17 protein-coding genes and 1 other RNA gene are annotated in these 17,650 nt (G+C 73.5%); 9 read left to right on the forward strand and 9 right to left on the reverse strand.

From position 1 onward, the window contains the following. Window positions 1-19: 19 nt before the first annotated feature. Window positions 20-1,297 carry a class I SAM-dependent methyltransferase gene (locus ND486_RS21395; RefSeq protein ID WP_251786190.1) on the forward strand — a complete coding sequence of 426 codons (1,278 nt, stop codon included), beginning with the start codon at window positions 20-22 and terminating at the stop codon, window positions 1,295-1,297. A gap of 10 nt (window positions 1,298-1,307) precedes the next feature. On the opposite strand, the gene ND486_RS21400 is transcribed toward ND486_RS21395, so the two are convergent. After that, window positions 1,308-2,153 carry a fructosamine kinase family protein gene (locus ND486_RS21400; protein ID WP_374231546.1) on the reverse strand — a complete coding sequence of 282 codons (846 nt, stop codon included), beginning with the start codon at window positions 2,151-2,153 and terminating at the stop codon, window positions 1,308-1,310. Next, complete coding sequence (locus ND486_RS21405) at window positions 2,150-2,608, reverse strand: low molecular weight protein-tyrosine-phosphatase (RefSeq protein ID WP_062402446.1); 459 nt, start codon at window positions 2,606-2,608, stop codon at window positions 2,150-2,152. Before ND486_RS21405 ends, ND486_RS21400 begins: the two co-directional genes overlap by 4 nt. Before the next feature lie 107 nt (window positions 2,609-2,715). On the opposite strand from ND486_RS21405, the gene cobC reads away from it, so the two are divergent. From cobC to ND486_RS21430, 5 genes are all read left to right on the forward strand, one after another. Next, complete coding sequence (cobC, locus tag ND486_RS21410; protein WP_179760296.1) at window positions 2,716-3,807, forward strand: Rv2231c family pyridoxal phosphate-dependent protein CobC; 1,092 nt, start codon at window positions 2,716-2,718, stop codon at window positions 3,805-3,807. Window positions 3,808-3,812: 5 nt separating this feature from the next. Next, window positions 3,813-4,991 carry a Nif3-like dinuclear metal center hexameric protein gene (locus tag ND486_RS21415; protein WP_374231612.1) on the forward strand — a complete coding sequence of 393 codons (1,179 nt, stop codon included), beginning with the start codon at window positions 3,813-3,815 and terminating at the stop codon, window positions 4,989-4,991. Continuing rightward, window positions 4,988-5,713 carry a zinc ribbon domain-containing protein gene (locus ND486_RS21420; protein WP_251786200.1) on the forward strand — a complete coding sequence of 242 codons (726 nt, stop codon included), beginning with the start codon at window positions 4,988-4,990 and terminating at the stop codon, window positions 5,711-5,713. Before ND486_RS21415 ends, ND486_RS21420 begins: the two co-directional genes overlap by 4 nt. Before the next feature lie 2 nt (window positions 5,714-5,715). Next, entirely contained in the window at window positions 5,716-6,861 is a 1,146-nt protein-coding gene (locus ND486_RS21425) for a bifunctional RNase H/acid phosphatase (RefSeq protein ID WP_251786467.1), read from the forward strand. 187 nt (window positions 6,862-7,048) lie between these two features. Next, complete coding sequence (locus tag ND486_RS21430) at window positions 7,049-7,216, forward strand: hypothetical protein (protein WP_020622575.1); 168 nt, start codon at window positions 7,049-7,051, stop codon at window positions 7,214-7,216. Window positions 7,217-7,286: 70 nt separating this feature from the next. On the opposite strand, the gene ND486_RS21435 is transcribed toward ND486_RS21430, so the two are convergent. Together ND486_RS21435 and ND486_RS21440 are read right to left on the reverse strand one after the other, a co-directional pair. After that, window positions 7,287-8,549 carry an SLC13 family permease gene (locus ND486_RS21435; protein ID WP_251786202.1) on the reverse strand — a complete coding sequence of 421 codons (1,263 nt, stop codon included), beginning with the start codon at window positions 8,547-8,549 and terminating at the stop codon, window positions 7,287-7,289. Next, window positions 8,546-9,310 (reverse strand): sulfite exporter TauE/SafE family protein, encoded by a 765-nt coding sequence (locus tag ND486_RS21440; protein WP_251786204.1) that lies wholly within the window; start codon window positions 9,308-9,310, stop codon window positions 8,546-8,548. Before ND486_RS21440 ends, ND486_RS21435 begins: the two co-directional genes overlap by 4 nt. A gap of 74 nt (window positions 9,311-9,384) precedes the next feature. Here ND486_RS21440 and ND486_RS21445 point away from each other — a divergent pair, with 74 nt between their 5' ends. Beyond that, a complete protein-coding gene (locus ND486_RS21445) occupies window positions 9,385-10,812 on the forward strand; it encodes a YdiU family protein (protein WP_251786206.1) in 1,428 nt (475 codons plus the stop codon). Here ND486_RS21445 and ND486_RS21450 read toward each other — a convergent pair. Then, the gene (locus tag ND486_RS21450; RefSeq protein WP_251786208.1) at window positions 10,790-11,425 is read right to left on the reverse strand and encodes a TetR/AcrR family transcriptional regulator; all 636 of its coding nucleotides are present in this window, start codon (window positions 11,423-11,425) and stop codon (window positions 10,790-10,792) included. The genes ND486_RS21445 and ND486_RS21450 overlap by 23 nt on opposite strands. Window positions 11,426-11,445: 20 nt before the next feature. Between ND486_RS21450 and ND486_RS21455 the strand changes: the two genes are divergently transcribed. Both ND486_RS21455 and rnpB read left to right on the forward strand, forming a co-directional pair. Further along, window positions 11,446-12,774 (forward strand): lycopene cyclase family protein, encoded by a 1,329-nt coding sequence (locus ND486_RS21455; protein ID WP_251786210.1) that lies wholly within the window; start codon window positions 11,446-11,448, stop codon window positions 12,772-12,774. A 19-nt stretch (window positions 12,775-12,793) separates the two neighbouring features. Next, window positions 12,794-13,196, forward strand: an RNA gene (rnpB, locus tag ND486_RS21460) — RNase P RNA component class A. A 127-nt stretch (window positions 13,197-13,323) separates the two neighbouring features. Here rnpB and ND486_RS21465 read toward each other — a convergent pair. The 4 genes from ND486_RS21465 to ND486_RS21480 all read right to left on the reverse strand — a co-directional run bounded on the left by ND486_RS21465 (window position 13,324) and on the right by ND486_RS21480 (window position 17,646). Continuing rightward, window positions 13,324-14,058 (reverse strand): hypothetical protein, encoded by a 735-nt coding sequence (locus ND486_RS21465; RefSeq protein WP_251786212.1) that lies wholly within the window; start codon window positions 14,056-14,058, stop codon window positions 13,324-13,326. Window positions 14,059-14,778: 720 nt separating this feature from the next. Continuing rightward, window positions 14,779-15,927, reverse strand: a complete 1,149-nt coding sequence (locus ND486_RS21470; protein ID WP_251786213.1) for a site-specific integrase — start codon at window positions 15,925-15,927, stop codon at window positions 14,779-14,781. 6 nt (window positions 15,928-15,933) lie between these two features. Further along, the gene (locus ND486_RS21475; RefSeq protein ID WP_251786215.1) at window positions 15,934-16,134 is read right to left on the reverse strand and encodes an AlpA family transcriptional regulator; all 201 of its coding nucleotides are present in this window, start codon (window positions 16,132-16,134) and stop codon (window positions 15,934-15,936) included. Window positions 16,135-16,149: 15 nt separating this feature from the next. Then, window positions 16,150-17,646, reverse strand: coding sequence for a replication initiator (locus ND486_RS21480; RefSeq protein ID WP_251786217.1), 1,497 nt, complete (start codon window positions 17,644-17,646; stop codon window positions 16,150-16,152). Between the last annotated feature and the right edge of the window lie 4 nt (window positions 17,647-17,650).

Below are 17,650 nucleotides of genomic sequence, written 5' to 3' on the forward strand. Positions count from 1 at the left end.
GACAGGGGAGGGATCGGCGATGACAGGAGTACTGGAAGGGCGGGCCACGACGACCGAGCCGGTGGCGGGGATCCTGTCCCACGTCCTGGGTTCCACGCGTGAGCTGCGGGTGGAGGGGTTCGACGGGTCGCGGTCGGGGCCCGACGACGCCCCGGTGACGTTGCGGGTGAACTCGCCCCGGGCGCTGGCCCGGCTGGTGAGCGCCCCGGGCTCGCTCGGGCTGGCCCGGGCGTACGTGACCGAGGAGCTCGACGTGGAGGGGGACCTCTACACCGCGCTGCGCGCGATGTCGGAGGTGACGCTGCACTCGATCCCGCGCCGGGAGCAGCTGTGGCTGGCGCGCCGGCTGCTGCCCTACTGGCGCGAGCACCGGATGCCGCCGCCCGACCTGGAGGCCCGCCCCAAGGGGCTGCTGCACTCCAAGCGACGTGACTCGCAGGCCATCTCGCACCACTACGACGTGTCCAACCGGTTCTACGAGTTCGTGCTCGGGCCGTCGATGACCTACACCTGTGCGGCCTACCCCGACGCCGGCGCGTCGCTGGAGACCGCACAGGCCACCAAGTACGAGCTGGTGGCGACCAAGCTGGATCTGAAGCCGGGGATGCGGCTGCTCGACGTCGGCTGCGGCTGGGGCGGCATGGTCCGCCACGCCGCCCGCGAGCACGGCGTCCGCGCGCTCGGGGTGACCCTGTCGAAGGAGCAGGCCGCCTGGGCGCAGGAGGCGATCGCCCGCGAGGGGCTGTCCGACCTGGCCGAGGTCCGCCACCTCGACTACCGCGACGTCCCCGACGGCGTCTACGACGCGGTGTCCTCCATCGGCCTCACCGAGCACATCGGCAAGGCCAACCTGGACTCCTACTTCGCCTCGATGTACGCCAAGCTCCGGCCGGGCGGGCGGATGCTGAACCACTGCATCACCCAGCCGCACCGGCCCGACCACCGTCACACCGACCCGTTCATCCACCGCTACGTGTTCCCCGACGGGGAGCTGGAGCCGGTCGCGGCGCTGGTGGACGCGATGAACGAGGCCGGGTTCGAGATCCGGCACGAGGAGAACCTGCGCGAGCACTACGCCATGACGCTGCGGGACTGGGGCGCGAACCTGGAGCGCAACTGGACCGACGCCGTCGCCGAGGTCGGCGTCGGCCGGGCCCGCGTGTGGCGGCTCTACATGGCCGCGTGCCGGCTGGGCTTCGAGCTGAACAACATCCAGCTCCACCAGGTGCTGGGCGTGAAGCTCGCCGACGGCGGCGCCGCCGGGTTCCCGCTGCGCGGGGAGCACGGGGCGTACTGAGACCGGGGGATCAGCGGAGACGGCGCGCGGCCGCGGCGGCCTGCGCGCCGTACCCGCCCCCGAACAGCACGGCGTGCACCAGGAGCGGGAACAGCTGGTGCAGGCCGACCCGCTCGCGCCACCCGTCGGCGAGCGGGGAGTGCTCGTCGTAGGCGGCGAGGACGACGTCGAGGTGCGGCAGCCCGAACAGGTCCAGCATCGCGAGGTCGGACTCGCGGTGCCCGCCGTGCGCGGCCGGGTCGATCAGCCACGCGGCGCCGTCCCCGTCGCCCGACCAGAGCACGTTGCCCGACCACAGGTCCCCGTGCAGGCGGGCCGGCGGCTCGTCCGGACCGGCCAGGGCACCGATCCGTCCGCACACGTCGTCGACGGCGGCGGCGCCGGCCGGGTCGAGGGCGCCGCGGTCCCGGGCGGCCCGCAGGTAGGGCAGCACCCGGTCGGAGGCGAACCAGTCGCCCCACGGGCCGTCGTGCGGACGGTTCTCCATCCGCGTGTGCCCGATCCACGCCCGCGCCCTCCCGCCCGGCGGCGGGGCGCCGAACGCCTCGGCCCCGGCGGCGTGCAGCGTCGCCAGCTCCCGGCCGAACCGCTCCGCGGCGCCGGTCGTCGCCCGGCCCGCGGGGACGAGCTCGGTGACCAGGAGCGCGTCGTCGGCGCCCAGCACGCGCGGGACCGGCGGCCCGCCCGGCACCGCGATCCAGCGCAGCCCGGCGGCCTCGGCCGCGGCCGCACCCGGGTCGGCCGAGGAGTCCTTGACCACGACGACGGTGCCGTCGTCCAGGGTCGCGCGCGGCGGGTGCCCGGCCGGTCCGTCCCGCACGGCGCGGCCGGTCAGCCGGGCGACGCGGTCGGTCACGCGTTCCGGGTGACGAACTCGACCAGGCCCGGCACCGCCGCGACGATCATGGCGTGGACCTCGGCGAACCCGTCCGGACCGCCGTAGTAGGGGTCGGGCACCTCGGCGCCCGCGGGGGCCGCCGGGTCGAACGAGCGCAGCAGCCGGACCCGCTTGGGATCGGGCACCGACTGCTCCAGGGTCCGCAGGTGCCCCATGTCCAGCGCCACCAGCAGGTCCGCGGAGAGGATCTCCGAGTCGACCTGGCGGGCGCTGTGGGCGGTGTCGTAGCCGTGCTCGGCCAGCACCTGGGCGGCGCGGGAGTCCATGGGCTGCCCGATGTGCCAGTGACCGGTCCCGGCGCTGGTCACGCGCACCCGGTCGGCCAGCCCGGCCGCCTCGACCTCGGCGGCCAGGATCTTCTCGGCGATCGGGGACCGGCAGATGTTGCCGGTACAGACGAAGACGACGTTCACTGCGACGTTCCTCCGGGGAGCGGGGGCACCGACGTCGACCCTGACGCCTCGGGTGGGTGGCCGGGCCATTGTCCACCGCGCACCGGCACGCGCCGTAGGGTGGCCCGATGCCGTTCGATCACCATGCGGCCGGGACGGATCACGCGGGCGGGCACGACCTGCGGCACCACGGCGACGCCGAGGCCACCGACGGGCTCGTCGACTTCGCCGTCAACGTGATCGGCGACGGCCCCCCGCCCTGGCTGCGGGACCGGCTCGTCGCGACCCTGGACGGACTCGGCCGCTACCCGCGCGCCGACCACGACGCCCGCGCCCGCGCCACCGTCGCGGCGCGGCACGGTCGCGGCGCGGACGAGGTGCTGGTGCTCGCGGGCAGCGCGGAGGGCTTCGCGCTGCTCCCGTCGCTGCGCCCCCGGCTCGCCGCCGTCGTGCACCCCGGGTTCACCGAGCCGGAGGCCGCGCTGCGCGGTGGCGGGGTGGACGTGGTGCGGGTGCTGACCGACGCCGCGACCGGGCACGCGCTCGACCCGGCCGCGGTGCCCGAGGAGGCCGACCTCGTCGTCGTCGGGAACCCGACGAACCCCACCGGGGTGCTGCACCCGGCCGCCGCGCTGCGTGCGCTCGCCCGCCCGGGGCGGACCCTGCTCGTCGACGAGGCGTTCGCCGACGCCGTCCCCGGCGAGCCGGAGACCCTCGCCGGCGACGCGGGCGTGCCCGGCCTGCTGGTGTTCCGCTCGCTGACCAAGACCTGGGCGCTGGCCGGGCTGCGCGCCGGCTACGCGCTCGGCGCCCCCGCTCTGCTGGCCCGGCTCGCCGCGTCCCGCCCGCTGTGGCCGGTCTCCACCCCCGCCCTGGAGGCGGTCATCGCCTGCTGCGAGCCCGACGCGGTCTCCGCCGCGGACCGCAAGGCCCGCGAGCTCGCCGCACACCGCGTCTCGATGGCCGCGGCGCTGTCGGGCCTCGACGGCGTCGGCGTGTCGGCGGGGCCCGCCCCGTACCTGCTGCTGCACCTGCCCGACGGCACCGGCGAGGCGGTGCGGCGCCTGCTGCGCGAGGCCGGGATCGCGGTGCGCCGCGGCGACACCTTCCCCGGTCTCGGGCCCGACCACCTGCGCGTCGCGGTCCGCCCGCCGGAGACGGTCCGCCGCCTCGTCGAGTCCCTCGACGCCGCGCTGCGCCGGCTGGCGGTGTCGGCGTGAGCACGCTGCGCGACGTCGTCGCCGCCCTCGACGCCGCCTACCCGCCCCGGCTGGCCATGGACTGGGACGCGGTCGGCCTGGTCTGCGGCGACCCCGACGACACCGTCTCCCGGGTGCTGTTCGCCGTCGACCCCACCCCGGAGACCGTCGACGAGGCGATCTCCTCCGGCGCCCAGCTGCTGGTCACCCACCACCCGCTGCTGCTGCGCGGGGTGCACGGCGTCGGCGCCGACACCCCCAAGGGCGCCCTGCTGCACCGGCTGATCCGGGCCGGGGTCGCGCTGTTCACCGCGCACACCAACGCCGACGTCGCCGACCCGGGCGTCTCCGACGCGCTCGCCGCCGCCCTCGGGCTGACCGTGTCCGGCCCGCTGGAACCGGAGCCCGGCCCGGCCCTGGACAAGATCGTCACCTTCGTTCCGGTCGGCCCGTCGATCGCCGCCGTGCACACCGCCCTGTCCGACGCCGGTGCCGGCGCGATCGGCAACTACTCGCACTGCTCGTTCGCCACCGCCGGGACCGGCCAGTTCCTTCCCCTCGACGGCGCCGCCCCGGTCATCGGGTCGGTCGGGCGCCTGGAGCGCGTCGCGGAGACCCGGCTGGAGATGGTGCTGCCCCGGTCGCGGCGCCGCGACGTCGTCGCCGCGCTGCGGGCCGCGCACCCCTACGAGGAACCGGCCTTCGACCTGCTGGAGATGGCGCCGCTGCCGTCGTCGCTGGGGCTGGGCCGGGTCGGCGAGCTCGCCGCCGCCGAGCCGTTCGCGGCGTTCACCCGGCGGGTCGCCGCGGCGCTGCCCGCGACCGCATGGGGGGTGCGCGGTGCCGGGGACCCGGACCGCCCGATCCGCCGGGTCGCGGTCTGCGGCGGCGCCGGGGACTCGGCCCTGGACTCGGCCGCCCGGGCCGGCGTCGACGCGTTCGTCACCGCCGACCTGCGCCACCACCCCGCGTCCGAGCACGCGCTCGCCGGGACCGGCCCCGGCGGCCCGACCCCCGCGCTGGTCGACGTCGCCCACTGGGCCTCGGAGTGGCCGTGGTGCGGGCAGGCGGCCGGGGTCGTGGCCGAGGCCCTCGCAGGTAGCGTCTCGGTCGCGGTCTCGCGGGCCCGTACCGACCCCTGGACCACCGCCGCCCCGAGCAGCGGATCCGACACGACAGCAGGACAACCGGAGGCGAGTGCATGAAGGCCGATCCCACCGCGCAGGCGAAGCTGGTGACGCTGGCCGAGGTGGACGCCGAGATCGGCCGGCTCACCCACCGGCGCTCGACGCTGCCCGAGCTCGCGCAGCTGGACGAGGCCGAGCAGCGGGTCCGTGCGGCGCGCGACGCCCTGGTCCGCGCCGAGACCCGCGCCGGTGACCTCGACCGCGACATCGCCCGGCTCGAACGCGACATCGACGGTGTCCGGGCCCGCACCGAGCGCGACCACACCCTGCTCGCCGGCTCGGGCATCTCCGCGAAGCAGGCCACCGAGCTGCAGCACGAGCTCGACACCCTCGCCCGCCGCCAGGGCGTCCTGGAGGACGAGCAGCTGGGGATCATGGAGGAGCGCGAGGCCGTCGGCATCGAGCTCGACCACGCCCGGGGCGAGCTGTCCGAGGCCGAGACCGCGGTCGGCGAGGTGACCGCGAAGCGCGAGTCCGCCGAGGGCGACATCGACGCCACCCGCGCCGGGCGCGACCGCGCCCGCACCGAGGTCGTCGCCGCGCTGCCCGCGGACCTGCTCGCCGACTACGAGCGCATCCGCGCCGGCGGCCGGGTCGCGGCCGGACAGCTGCGCGAGTCCCGCTGCGGCGCGTGCCGGCTCGAGCTCGACCGGACCTTCCTCGGGCAGGTCCGCACGGCGGCCGCCGACGAGGTCGTCCACTGCGAGGAGTGCGGCGCGATCCTGGTGCGTGGCAAGTGAAGCTGGTCGTCGAGGCGGACGGCGGCTCCCGCGGCAACCCCGGGCCCGCCGGCTACGGCGCGGTGGTGCTCGACGCCGGCGCCCGCCAGGTGCTCGGTGAGGTCTACGACGGCCTCGGGACCACCACCAACAACGTCGCCGAGTACCGCGGCCTGATCGCCGGGCTGAGGGCCGCGCTCGACCTGGGGGCCACCGAGGTCGAGGCCCGGATGGACTCCAAGCTCGTCGTCGAGCAGATGAGCGGGCGCTGGAAGATCAAGCACCCGCCGCTGCAGGAGCTCGCCGACACCGCCCGCGAGCTGGCCGCGGAGTTCGACGCGGTCACCTTCGTGTGGATCCCGCGCAAGGACAACGCCCGCGCCGACGCGCTCGCCAACCGGGCGATGGACGGGGAGTCGAACCCCACCCTGGACCCGTCCGGGGCGGTGGGACCGGCGCCGAAGCCGCCCGCGGGCGCGACCGCGTCGACGGACTCCGCGGCCGCCGCGGCCGCGTGGACCGGGCAGACGGGCTCCCCGACGCGGCTGATCCTGCTGCGTCACGGCCAGACCGAGCTGTCGGTCGAGCGCCGCTACTCCGGCCACGGCGACCCCGAGCTGACCGAGCTGGGCCAGAAGCAGGCCGCCGCCGCGGCCCGCGCGCTGGAGACCCGGCTGTCGGGCCAGGGTGTCGAACCGGCCGTGGTGCTGTCCTCGCCGCTGCGCCGGGCCCGCCAGACCGCGGCCGCCGTCGCCGAGACGACCGGGGCGGACCTCGAGGTCCGCGACGGCCTGATCGAGACCGACTTCGGCGGCTGGGAGGGCCTCACCTTCACCGAGGCCCGCGAGCGCGACCCCGAGCTGCACGGCCGCTGGCTCGGATCCGCCGACGTCGAACCGCCGGGCGGCGAGAGCTTCCGCGCGGTGGGGGAGCGGGTCGAGGCCGAGCGGGCCCGGATCGTCGAGGAGTTCGCCGGTCGGACGGTGGTCCTCGTCAGCCACGTCACCCCGATCAAGATGTTGCTGCGCACCGCGCTCGGCGCCGGCGACGAGGTGCTCTACCGCATGCACCTGGACCTGGCCTGCCTCAACATCGCCGACTTCTACCCCGACGGGGGCGCATCGGTGCGTCTGGTCAACGAGACGTCCTACCTGGACGACCTCCGGTAGTCACCGGCCCGTCACCGCCTGCTGGATCGATACCGTCCTGACCCGTTCGGGCGGTGTCGACTCCGGACAGTTGTCCCCGTTCCTCACCTGAGCGATGCTTCGCGTGCACCGTACGGGGTGGTCAACCTACGGAGCGTGAACGACAGTCTCGGTGTCGGCGGGGAACAGGGAGACGGTGAGGACAGCGATGTCGCAGATCCACGAGCACGACTACGGCTACGACCTGGCACACGAGATGAAGGTGATCGCGCGGCTGCCCCAGCAGCGGCGCGGCAGCTCACGCCCGATGGGTGTCCCGGCCCGCGAGATGGACCCGGACACCGACCTCGGCCACGACATGGCCCACGAGTTCTGATCCCTGCCCACCGTCCGCGACCGGCCCCGCCCCTTCCGGGCGGGGCCGTCGTGCTGTCCGGGCCGTGCCGCTACCGGGGAAGCACCGCGAGCGCGGCCCAGAGCGCGGTCGTCGCGGCGAGCAGGCCCAGCGGGACGGTGAGCGCCCCCAGCCGCAGGAACGTGCCGAGCCGCGGCGGGTCGCCGTAGCCAGTGGCGATACGCCGCCACAGCAGCGTCGCGAGCGACCCGGCGTAGGTCAGGTTCGGCCCGATGTTGACGCCCAGCAGCATCGCCAGCACCAGCCCGGGGTGCGCGGCCGGGCCGAGCGCGGTGAGCAGCACCAGCGTCGCGGGCAGGTTGTTCACCAGGTTCGCCAGCACCGCCGCGACGGCCGCGGTGACCAGCAGCCCGGTCAGGTCCGGGGTGGCGGGCAGCAGCGCACCGATCCAGCCCGACAGCCCCTGGGCACTGAGCCCGGCGACGACCACGCCCAGGGCCAGCACGAACAGGCAGAACCCGGGGGAGGCCGCGGCGACCAGGCGCAGCGGCCCGGTCTCGCGCCGCACCAGCGCCCGCACCGCCAGCACCGCGGCCCCGGCCGCGGCGACCCAGCCCGGTTCGACGCCCAGCGGCGAGGCCACCGCGAACCCGGCCAGGGTCAGCCCGAGCACCACCAGCGCGACGACCGGCGCGGCCGGCGCGGGCACCGCGGGACCGGCCGGGGCCGGCTCCGGCTCCGGCTCCGCGGCGAGGTCGCGCCGGAACACCCACCGCAGCACCAGGTACTCGACGACGATCACCGCCACCCACGGCCCGACCATCAGCCCCGCGAAGGTCAGGAACCCCAGCCCCGACGCCGAGAACGCCAGCAGGTTCGTCAGGTTCGACACCGGCAGCAGCCCGGACGCCGAGTTCGACAGGTGGGCGCAGGCGAACGAGTGCGGCCGCGACGCCACCCCCAGCCGGGCCGCCGTCGCCAGCACCACCGGGGTCAGCAGGACCACCGTCGCGTCCAGGCTCAGCACCGCGGTCGTCCCGGCCGCCGCCGCGAAGACGGCGGCCAGCAGCCGTCGCGGGGACCCGGCCGACGCCGTCGCCAGTCGCGCGCCCAGCCAGCGGAACACGCCCTCGGCGTCGGCGAGGTGCCCGAGCAGCAGGATCGCGGCGAGGAACCCGACGGTCGGGGCGAGCTCGCCGATCTCGGTCCACGCCCCGGCCGGGGTCACCAGTCCGGCGACGACGGCGACCAGTGCCGCCGGGACCGCGACCACGGCCTCGGGCAGCCCGAACGGGCGCAGCGTCGCGGCGGCCAGGACCGCGGCCAGCAGGGCGACCGCCAGCAGGAGGCTCACGTGACCAGCAGCGCGACGCCGACGGCCAGGCCCAGCAGGACCACCGCCCAGCGCAGCAGGGTCTCCGGCATCCGCCGCGCGACCAGGGCGCCGACGTAGCCGCCGACCAGCGTGGTCGGCGCGAGCAGCGCGACGGCGAGCCAGTCGACCGGGGCGCCGAGGGCGAACACGACGACCGTCACCGTCGCGACGACCAGCGACAGCACGCCCTTGAGCGCGTTGAGCCTGCGCAGCTCGTCGTGGGCGAACAGCGACAGTGCCGAGATCAGCACCACGCCCAGGGCACCGCCGAAGTAGCCGCCGTAGACCGCGGCGAGGAACACCGCGACCAGCAGTGCCGGGGTGCGGTCCCGCCCCCGGGCGGCCGGGTCGCCGATCCGGCGCTTGAGCCACGGCCCGACCGCCATCGTGAGGCTGGCCAGGATCACCAGGACGGGCACGACGGCGTCGAACACGCTGCTGGGCAGCACCAGCAGCAGGGTGCAGCCCACTCCGCTGCCCAGCGCCGCGGCGACCGCGGTGACCGCGATCCGCCTGCCCTGTCCGGGCAGCTCGCGGCGGGCCCCGAGCACCAGCCCGGCGTAGCCGGGCCACTGGGCGACCGAGTTGGTGACGTTCGCCGCCAGCGGCGGGAACCCCACCCCGAGCAGCGCCGGGAACACCAGCAGCGACCCGCCGCCCGCGACGGCGTTCACCGCACCCGCGAGCAGCCCGGCCACCAGCAGGAACACCAGCGCCCACGGCTGGGAGAGGTCGATCACCACCGGACGGTATCCCGGTGCAACGCCGCGGTCCTCCCCGGCAGCCGACCGTGCGGGTCCGTAGCCTGGGACCCATGACCGCTGCCACCGAGATCGCGTTCGAGAACACCTTCGTCCGCGACCTGGACGGGCTCTACCTGCCCTGGCAGGCCGCCCCGGCGCCGGACGCGCGGCTGGTGCTGCTCAACGAGTCCCTGGCCGGTGAGCTGGGCCTCGACCCGGCGCAGCTGCGCACGCCCGAGGGTGTCGCGCTGCTCACCGGCACGACCGTGCCCGACTCGGCGACGACCGTCGCGCAGGCGTACGCCGGCCACCAGTTCGGCAACTACTCGCCGCGGCTCGGCGACGGCCGTGCGCTGCTGGTCGGCGAGCTGGTCACCCCCGACGGCGCCCGCCGCGACCTGCACCTCAAGGGGTCCGGACGCACCCCGTTCGCCCGCGGCGGCGACGGGAGGGCCCCGCTCGGACCGATGCTGCGCGAGTACGTGATCTCCGAGGCGATGCATGCGCTGGGGGTGCCCTCCACGCGGTCGCTGGCCGTCGTCGCCACCGGTGAGCCCGTGCTGCGCGACCGCGGCCCGGAGCCGGGCGCCGTGCTCGCCCGCACCGCGGCCAGCCACCTGCGGGTGGGGACCTTCCAGTTCGCGGCCGCCACGGGCGAGGTCGACGTGCTGCGCCGGCTCGCGGAGTACGCGATCGCCCGGCACCACCCGCAGGCGTCCTCGCCGCTGGAGCTCTACCGCGCGGTGATCGCCGTCCAGGCCGGGCTGGTCGCGCGCTGGATGCAGATCGGGTTCGTGCACGGCGTCATGAACACCGACAACATGACGATCTCCGGCGAGACCATCGACTACGGCCCGTGCGCCTTCCTCGACGCCCACGACCCGGCGACCTGGTACTCCTCGATCGACTCCGGTGGCCGCTACGCCTACGGCAACCAGCCCGGCATCGCCCAGTGGAACCTCGCGCGGCTCGGCGAGTCGCTGCTGGGGCTGTTCGCCGACTCCCAGGAGGAGGCGGTGCGCCTCGCGACCGAGGAGCTGGCGGGCTTCGCCGACGCCTACCTCGCCGCCCGGGACCGCGGCTACCTCGCCAAGATCGGCGTCGGGACACCGGAGCTGCTCGCCGACCTGTTCGCGGTCATCGAGGACCAGAAGCCCGACCACACCCTGTTCTTCCGACGGCTGTCCGAGGCCGCCCGGGGCGACGCCGGGCCGGTCCGCGCACTGCTGTCCGACCCGGCCGCGCTGGACCCGTGGCTGGAGTCCTGGCGGGCCGCCGGTCCGGACGCCGATGCGATGGACCGGGTCAACCCGGTCTACGTGCCGCGCAACCACCTGGTCGAGGAGGCGCTGGGCGCCGCCGTCGAGGGGGACCTGGAGCCGGTGCAGTGGCTGCTGCAGGTCCTCGCGGACCCGTTCACCGAGCGCGCGGGCTACGAGCGCTACGCCCAGCCCGCGGGGCCGGACTCGCCGCCGTTCACGACGTTCTGCGGGACGTGAGCAGCGAGCACCGCGCGACCGTGACCAGCCACTCCCGGTAGCGATCGACCGGCCAGCCACGCAGCACGACCAGGCGCCGGTAGGACGTGCCGTCGTTCAGCGTCCACGCCAGGTCCGCGACCGGGCCGGGGTCGAGGTCCGGGTCCAGCGTCGCCAGGTGGGCGGCGAACGCCCGGGCCCCGGCGAGACGCTCGGTCTCGGCACGGTCGCGCAGGGCGGCGACGTCGGCGTCGACGTCCGCGGCCGCGTCGATCACCGCGGCCAGCGGCGCGGCGCGGCCCTGGACCCCGACGACCATGTCCACCCAGGCGGCGACCGCGCCGGCCGGGTCGGTGCGGGCCAGGATCCGCGCGACGGCGGGCCGCTCGGCCATCGGGACCGGCTCGTCGTCGCCGACGAGGGTGTGGTCCCACGCCAGCGACAGCAGCGCCGGCTTGCCCCCGGCGGCGTTGACGACGGTCCGGCGGCTGACCCCGGCGGCGGCGGCGACGGCGTCGAGGGTGGTGGCGGTCCATCCGTCGCGGACGAACAGCTCGGCCGCCGTCGCGACGACGGTCCGCCGGGTCGCGCGCGCCCGCTCGTCGCGCGTCGTGGAGCGGTAGGCCCGCGTCACTGGACATCACCCTCAATTCGGTGCACTCTGAGTGCAGTCAATATAGCCGGGAGGTCGTCGTGCAGGTGGGCATCATCGGCGCCGGCCCCGCGGGCCTGCTCCTCGGGGCCGCGCTGGCGCGACGCGGGCACGCGGTCGTCGCGGTCGACCCCGACCCCGGACCGGACACCGGCGGCCGCTGGGAGCGGCGCGGGGTCATGCAGTTCCACCACCCGCACGGCGTCCGCCAGCAGATGGGGGAGGCGCTGCGCGCGGAGCTGCCCGAGGCGTGGGACGCCTGCCTGGCCGCCGGCGCCGAGCCGCTCACCTTCGTCCTCGACGACGGCACCCGCGTGCCCGCCGGGATGCGGGTGCGGCGGGAGACCTTCGAGCGGGCACTGCGCTCGGTCGCGGCCCGGCAGCCGGGGCTGACCCTGCGCCGCGGCCACGTCGACCGGGTGGGCGTCGAGGACGGCCGGGCCCGGGGGCTCGTCGTCGACGGTGAGCACCTCCCCGCCGACCTGGTCGTCGACGCCTCGGGCCGCAACGGCCGGGTGACCCGGGACCTCGGCCCGGCACCGGTCGCGGGCGGCGACACCGGCATCGCCTACGTCAGCCGCCAGTACCGGCTGCACGACGGCGCCGAGCCCGGTCCGATGAGCAACCCGCTCGCCTGGGAGGCCCGGCTCGACGGCTACCAGGTGATCGTGTTCCGGCACGAGCGCGGGATCTTCTCGGTGCTCCTCGTCCGCCCGGCCGACGCGCTGCACGACCTCCGTCACGAGGCCGCGTTCACCGCCGCCTGCCGCGCCGTCCCCGGGCTGTGCGACTGGACCGACCCCGACCGGTCCGCACCGATCACCCCGGTGCTGCCCGGCGGACGGCTGTACAACCACTACCGCGCCCAGCCCGACGTCGGCGGGCTGGTGCTGCTCGGCGACGCCGTCTGCACCACCACCCCGATGTTCGGCCGCGGCCTCGCCACCACCGCGATGCAGGTCCGGGCGCTGCTCGACCGCCTCGACACCGGCGACACCGCCTCGTTCGGGGCGTGGTGCGACGCCGCGATGCTCCCGTGGGTGCACGACCACACCCGCTCCGACGACCACTGGCGACGCGTGTGGTCCGGCGGCGACGTCGACCTCACCCGGCGCATCCCGAGCGACCTGATCCTCGCCGCCGCCGCGGCCGACCCGCGGATCGCGCCGGCGCTCGGGCCCTACCTCGCGATGCTCGCCGGCCCGGAGTCCCTCGACCCGGTGGAGCCGCTCGCCCGCGCCGTCTACCAGGGCGGATGGCGGGCGCCGCTCGCCGACGGCCCCGGCCGCGACGAACTGGCGGAGGTCGTGCGGGCCGCCGTCGCGGCGTGAGTATCCTCGTGGCTGCGGACGAGTCGGTCGGGCGGCCGCGGCGGGACCTCCGGGTCCCGCCGAGGAAAGTCCGGACTCCACAGGGCAGGGTGGTTGTCAACGGCAACCCGGGGCGACCCGCGGGACAGTGCCACAGAGAACAGACCGCCACGCGGCTCCCCGGAGCCGCGGGGTAAGGGTGAAACGGTGGTGTAAGAGACCACCAGCACCCCGGGTGACCGGGGTGGCTCGGTAAACCCCACCCGGAGCAAGGTCGAGAGGCCGTACGTGTACGGCTGCGCAGGCGCATGAGGGCTGCCCGCCCGAGCCTGCGGGTGGACCGCTGGAGCCTGCCGGCGACGGCAGGCCGAGATGGATGGTCGCCGAACGGAGCACCGTGAGGTGCCCGGGAACAGGATCCGGCTTACAGACCGACTCGTCCGCCCTCAGGCCCCTGGGCTGGGAATTCTCAGTCCAGGGGTGTCCTGGGGGCACGCCGGGGGCACGTGGGACTCGTGGCGTTCGCTGAGGTGCCTGCGCCGAGCCAGGCTCGACCGATACCGACCTAGCCTACTGCCGCGAGATGGCTTCAAGCCGGAACTCGGGCGCGATCGGCAGGTAAGTGACAGAGCTGCGCGGGCTGTCCGGTCGAACGAGGATGTAGTTGCCGCCGGCCCGAGTGAGAAGGCGGAAGCCTTGCGTCTCAAACTTGTAGCCGGTCGACGGGGCGGCAGTGTAGGTCCTCACTCCAGCGCCGTCTGACACTCCGATCGGGCGGTCTGAACGTATGATGAGTTCAGGCTGCGAGTGTATCCCTACCGCGAATCTCTCGGCGAACTCTCGTCCGACCTTCTCGGCCTGCCAGCCTATCGCCATGAACAGAAGCAGCACTGCTAGCAAGATCGCGGGTCCGAGGATCGCAAGTTTGTCGATTTTCTCAGGCAGCTCCTTGAGAAGCGCCGATAGGAGACCTGTAAAGCCGATAACCAGAGCAGATCGAGGGTCGATGAACTGGTCGCAATAGATCGCGGTAGTGAGCACGCCGAGGGATAGTGCGGTGAGGCCCGCGGCTCGAATCAAACTCCTGATTTGTCTCCGACTGGTAGGCGCTAGGCGGAGAACGCTGGTGCAGAGAAGCCATGCCGCGGTGAACTCGACCAGCGGTATGTACACAGAGTTGACTGAGCGAATCGCGAACTCAGAGTTGGTGTAGCTCACCATGCTCGGATCTACTGCGAAGTAGTCGAAGGTCGCCCTGGATCTGACGGAACCAAAGTAGACGAGTAGAGCTGTCAGAAGGCTCACCTGGGCTAGTAGCCACGCTGCGACGCGAGGAAGTGGGACAGCTGCCGACGACGACGTCGCGGATCTTCTCGGGCGGATTTGATGACTCGGTCGTTGAATCCCGTCTGCGCTTCGCAGTCTGGTCGTCTTACGTGTCTTCTTCACGTTGTCAGTCCACTGAAGCGACAGGGTCTGTGGTGACTGAGACCGGATCCATTGGGGGTTTCGTTAAAGGAGGTTCAGGTACCGCGGCTTGCCCTCTGTTGGGCCTGTCTCCGCCAGGGCTGCTCCCCTCGCTGCCGTCCTGTTCTCGTAGCGGGGGACCCGCGATTACATTGGGAGCGGGCGGGAGGGCGGTTGTCGATGGGATACCCCGTGTCGCGTCTAAGCCTGTAATGGTGCGATCTGCCTCCGTCGACGTCTTGATGTTGATCGATGGTCGAGCGGGTGGACTAGTGGCAATTGGTGTTGCGGTCAATCCGTTAAAGGTCGGTGTCGCTGTGGCTGCGGCCCGGCCTGGCTCTTCTTGAGGGCTGTCATTTTTAGAGGAATGAACCTTGCCAAGCAGTCCAAGTAAGAGAAGTCCGCTGAGGGCGACGCCAGCGATTAATAATGACGCAATGATCAGTGTTTCTCGTCGGGAGAACTTCGGCATACGCATCGGGAATTACCGGGCTGCCTCGCTAGGTGTATCTCCCGAGAACCTGCGCATCGGACGACATGTCCCGCTCGCTTCGGCGATCATGGCCTCGAAGTCGCAGAGGGTGAGCGGAGCGTTACGTCTTCACGATCGGTTCGCTCCGTAGATGTTCTTCCAAGGACCTGGTCGACCGCGTCACGTGTCGTCTCAGCCGAGTCCGGCCACAGGTGAGCGTAGGTGTCGAGGGTTTCCGCAGCGGTGGCGTGGCCAAGCCTGCTCTGGACCGTCTTCACAGATTCGCCATGTCGGATCAGCAGCGAGGCGTAGTAGTGCCGCAGGTCGTGCATCCCGGTACCGGCCGGTGCATCGGGCACGGCGGCGAGCGTCGGTCGCCAGATCTCGCGGGAGAAGGCGGTACGCCGGAGTGGCTTGCCGTCATCGTCGGTGAAGATCAGTCCCTCGGGATGGGTGATCGGGTACCGCCGGACATGTTCCACCAACGCAGTGACGACGACCGTCGGGAGCGGAATCGTCCGATGCGAGGCGATGGTCTTCGGCGGGGCCAGCACGGGCTCCTTGCGCGCAAGATGGACGAGTTGGCGGTCGACGCGGACCGTGCCTCGCATGAAGTCGATCCGGTCGAGCGTGAGTCCGAAGCACTCGCCCTGCCGCATCCCAGTTCCGGCCGCCAGCACGACGAGAGCGTGATACCGCTCGGGGATGGTCTCCGCGATGGAGTGCACGATCTCCGTGCGCAGCGGGACGACCTCTCGCGGCTGCTTCTTCGGCAGCTTGGTTCCCTCGCAGGGTGAGGCGTTGACGTGCCGGTCACGAATCGCGGACTTGTAGATCGACGCGACGATGCCGTGCAGGACCTGCACTGTGGCGGGAGAGAGGGTCGCAGTCAGCCGGGTCACCCATGACTGGATCTCGCTGGGCCGGACCGAGTTGAGCCGACGGTCCCCGAAGTGCGGGTAGACGTGGCGCCGGAGGTTGGTCTCGACGTGGGCCTGAGTGGTGGGCCGGTGGACCTGGGAGACTCGCCATCGCTCGGCGTACTCCCGGAACGTCGTCGGGTCGCTGGGATCGACGTACTCGCCGCGGAGCATCTCGGCGTTGACCTTGGCCAGAAAGCGGTCGGCGTCGACCTTCCTGGCGAACGAGCGCTTGCGTTGTCGCCCGTCGGGATCGCGCCATCGGGCGAGCCATGTCTGTTTCCCGTTGCGGACGCGCTTCTCGACGCTGGCCATGGTCGGTCAGGCCGCGCCGGTCGCATCGAGGTTCTTGAACCAGCGCCTGACCTCTGTGGGGTCGTAGCGGAGGTGGCGTCCGACTCGCCGGCTCCGTGGTCCCTCGCCCCGGTGGCGCCACTGGTAGAGGGTGCCGACGGGGACGCCCAGGTAGCGGGCGACGTCCGAGACGGTCCACAGCACGTCGTCCTGCAGATCGGTGGTCATCGTTCTCCTTCCTGATCATCGGGGGTCTGTGGTCGTGCGTTCCTCCTTCGCCAGCTGTCGGTGTGCCCTGGCGCGTGCTGCGGCGTCGGCGGCGAGCTGGGCGTCAGCGGTGCTGTTCCAGCCGATCCCGGCGAGGGTGAGGCGGCAGACGACGAGGGTGGTGTCGTCGAGGTCCTGGTCGTCGTCGCCGTGGTGGCGGCGCCAGTGGTCGGTGCGGCTGGTGCGGCGCCAGGTCCGGCGTTCGGCACGCAGGCGGGTGTGGGTGGTGGAGTAGCGCCGGGACTTGGTGGCGAAGTGGCCGCCGAAGCCGAGCATGTGGGTCCAGCGCTCGAGTCGGCCGTAGGTGTCGTGCCAGGCGGCGCGGTCGTCGTCGCTGGTCCAGTCGGCGGGTCTGGTGCCGAGCTGGCGGGCGTAGGCGATGAGACGGCCGAGGTGGGTGTGGGCGTCGGCGTAGTGCTCGACGAGGTCGGCGGTGAGCCGTCCGGTGATGGGGAGGCCGGCGGGTTCGGTGGCCTTGGTGGCGTACTTGGCGAGGTACGCGGCGACGGCGTCGGAGGTGATCGCGCCGGAGTCGAGTCCGTGGGTGACGGCGCGGATGTCGGTCTGTGGGCCCCAGGTGATCGGCCAGGTGTGGCCGGTGTCGGCGTAGGGCGGGGTGTCGAAGCCGGTGGCCCGGGTGGCGCCTGCGACGAGCTCGGCGAGGTGGGCCGGGGTGATGGTGTCCGGCGGCGGGAGTATCGCATCGGGGTCGTCCGGGTCGACGGTGTCGAGGCGGATGAGCGCGTGGAAGTGGACGACGCCGCGGCGTTGGTACTCGGCGACCTTGCCGTAGGAGACGCGCAGCTTCGTGCCATGGAACTTGGCGAGGGGCCGCAGCGCTCGGTTGAGGGCGATCATGGTGCGGCGCCAGAGTTCTCCGGCCCAGCCGTTCCAGACGACGTGGTGGGCGTGGTCGTAGCAGTCCAGGCACAGCGGCCGGCCGAGGCAGGCCGCTGACTCGGTGTGGCGCTGGGTGCAGGTCAGCAGGCGCCCGTGGGGGCAGGGGGTCGCGTTGCGTCGCGGGCGGCAGGGCCGGACCTGTCCGGTGCGGGGGTTGACCACGCGGGTGTGGACGGGGCCGAAGGACGGTGCGGTGAGGGTGGCGAACACGGCGGGGTGTCCGGCGACGGTGTGGGGGACGCCTTTGCCGCCGACGAGGCCGGCGCGGATGAGCTGGTAGGTGTCGGCGCGGTAGGTCTCGGCGCAGGGTGGGCAGACGCTGGCGCGGCGGTCGCCGCAGGGGACGTAGATGACTCCGTCGGGCAGCTCGTGGGTGTGGCGGGTGCGGGTGATGGCGCCGGTGGTGGTGTCGACGTCGTGGAGTTCGCCGGTGAGCCGCACGGGGCGCACGCATCCTCTGGTGGCGGCGGTGTGGTCGAGCCAGCGTCGGTGGTCGCGGGATCCGGCGCGGCGCAGCAGCGCGGTGCGGGTGGTGGTGAATCCGGGCGGCCGGGGTGTCGTCGCGGTCGTCATGGGC

Source organism: Pseudonocardia sp. DR1-2, assembly GCF_023717215.1.
In the GTDB taxonomy this organism is placed as follows: domain Bacteria; phylum Actinomycetota; class Actinomycetes; order Mycobacteriales; family Pseudonocardiaceae; genus Pseudonocardia; species Pseudonocardia alni.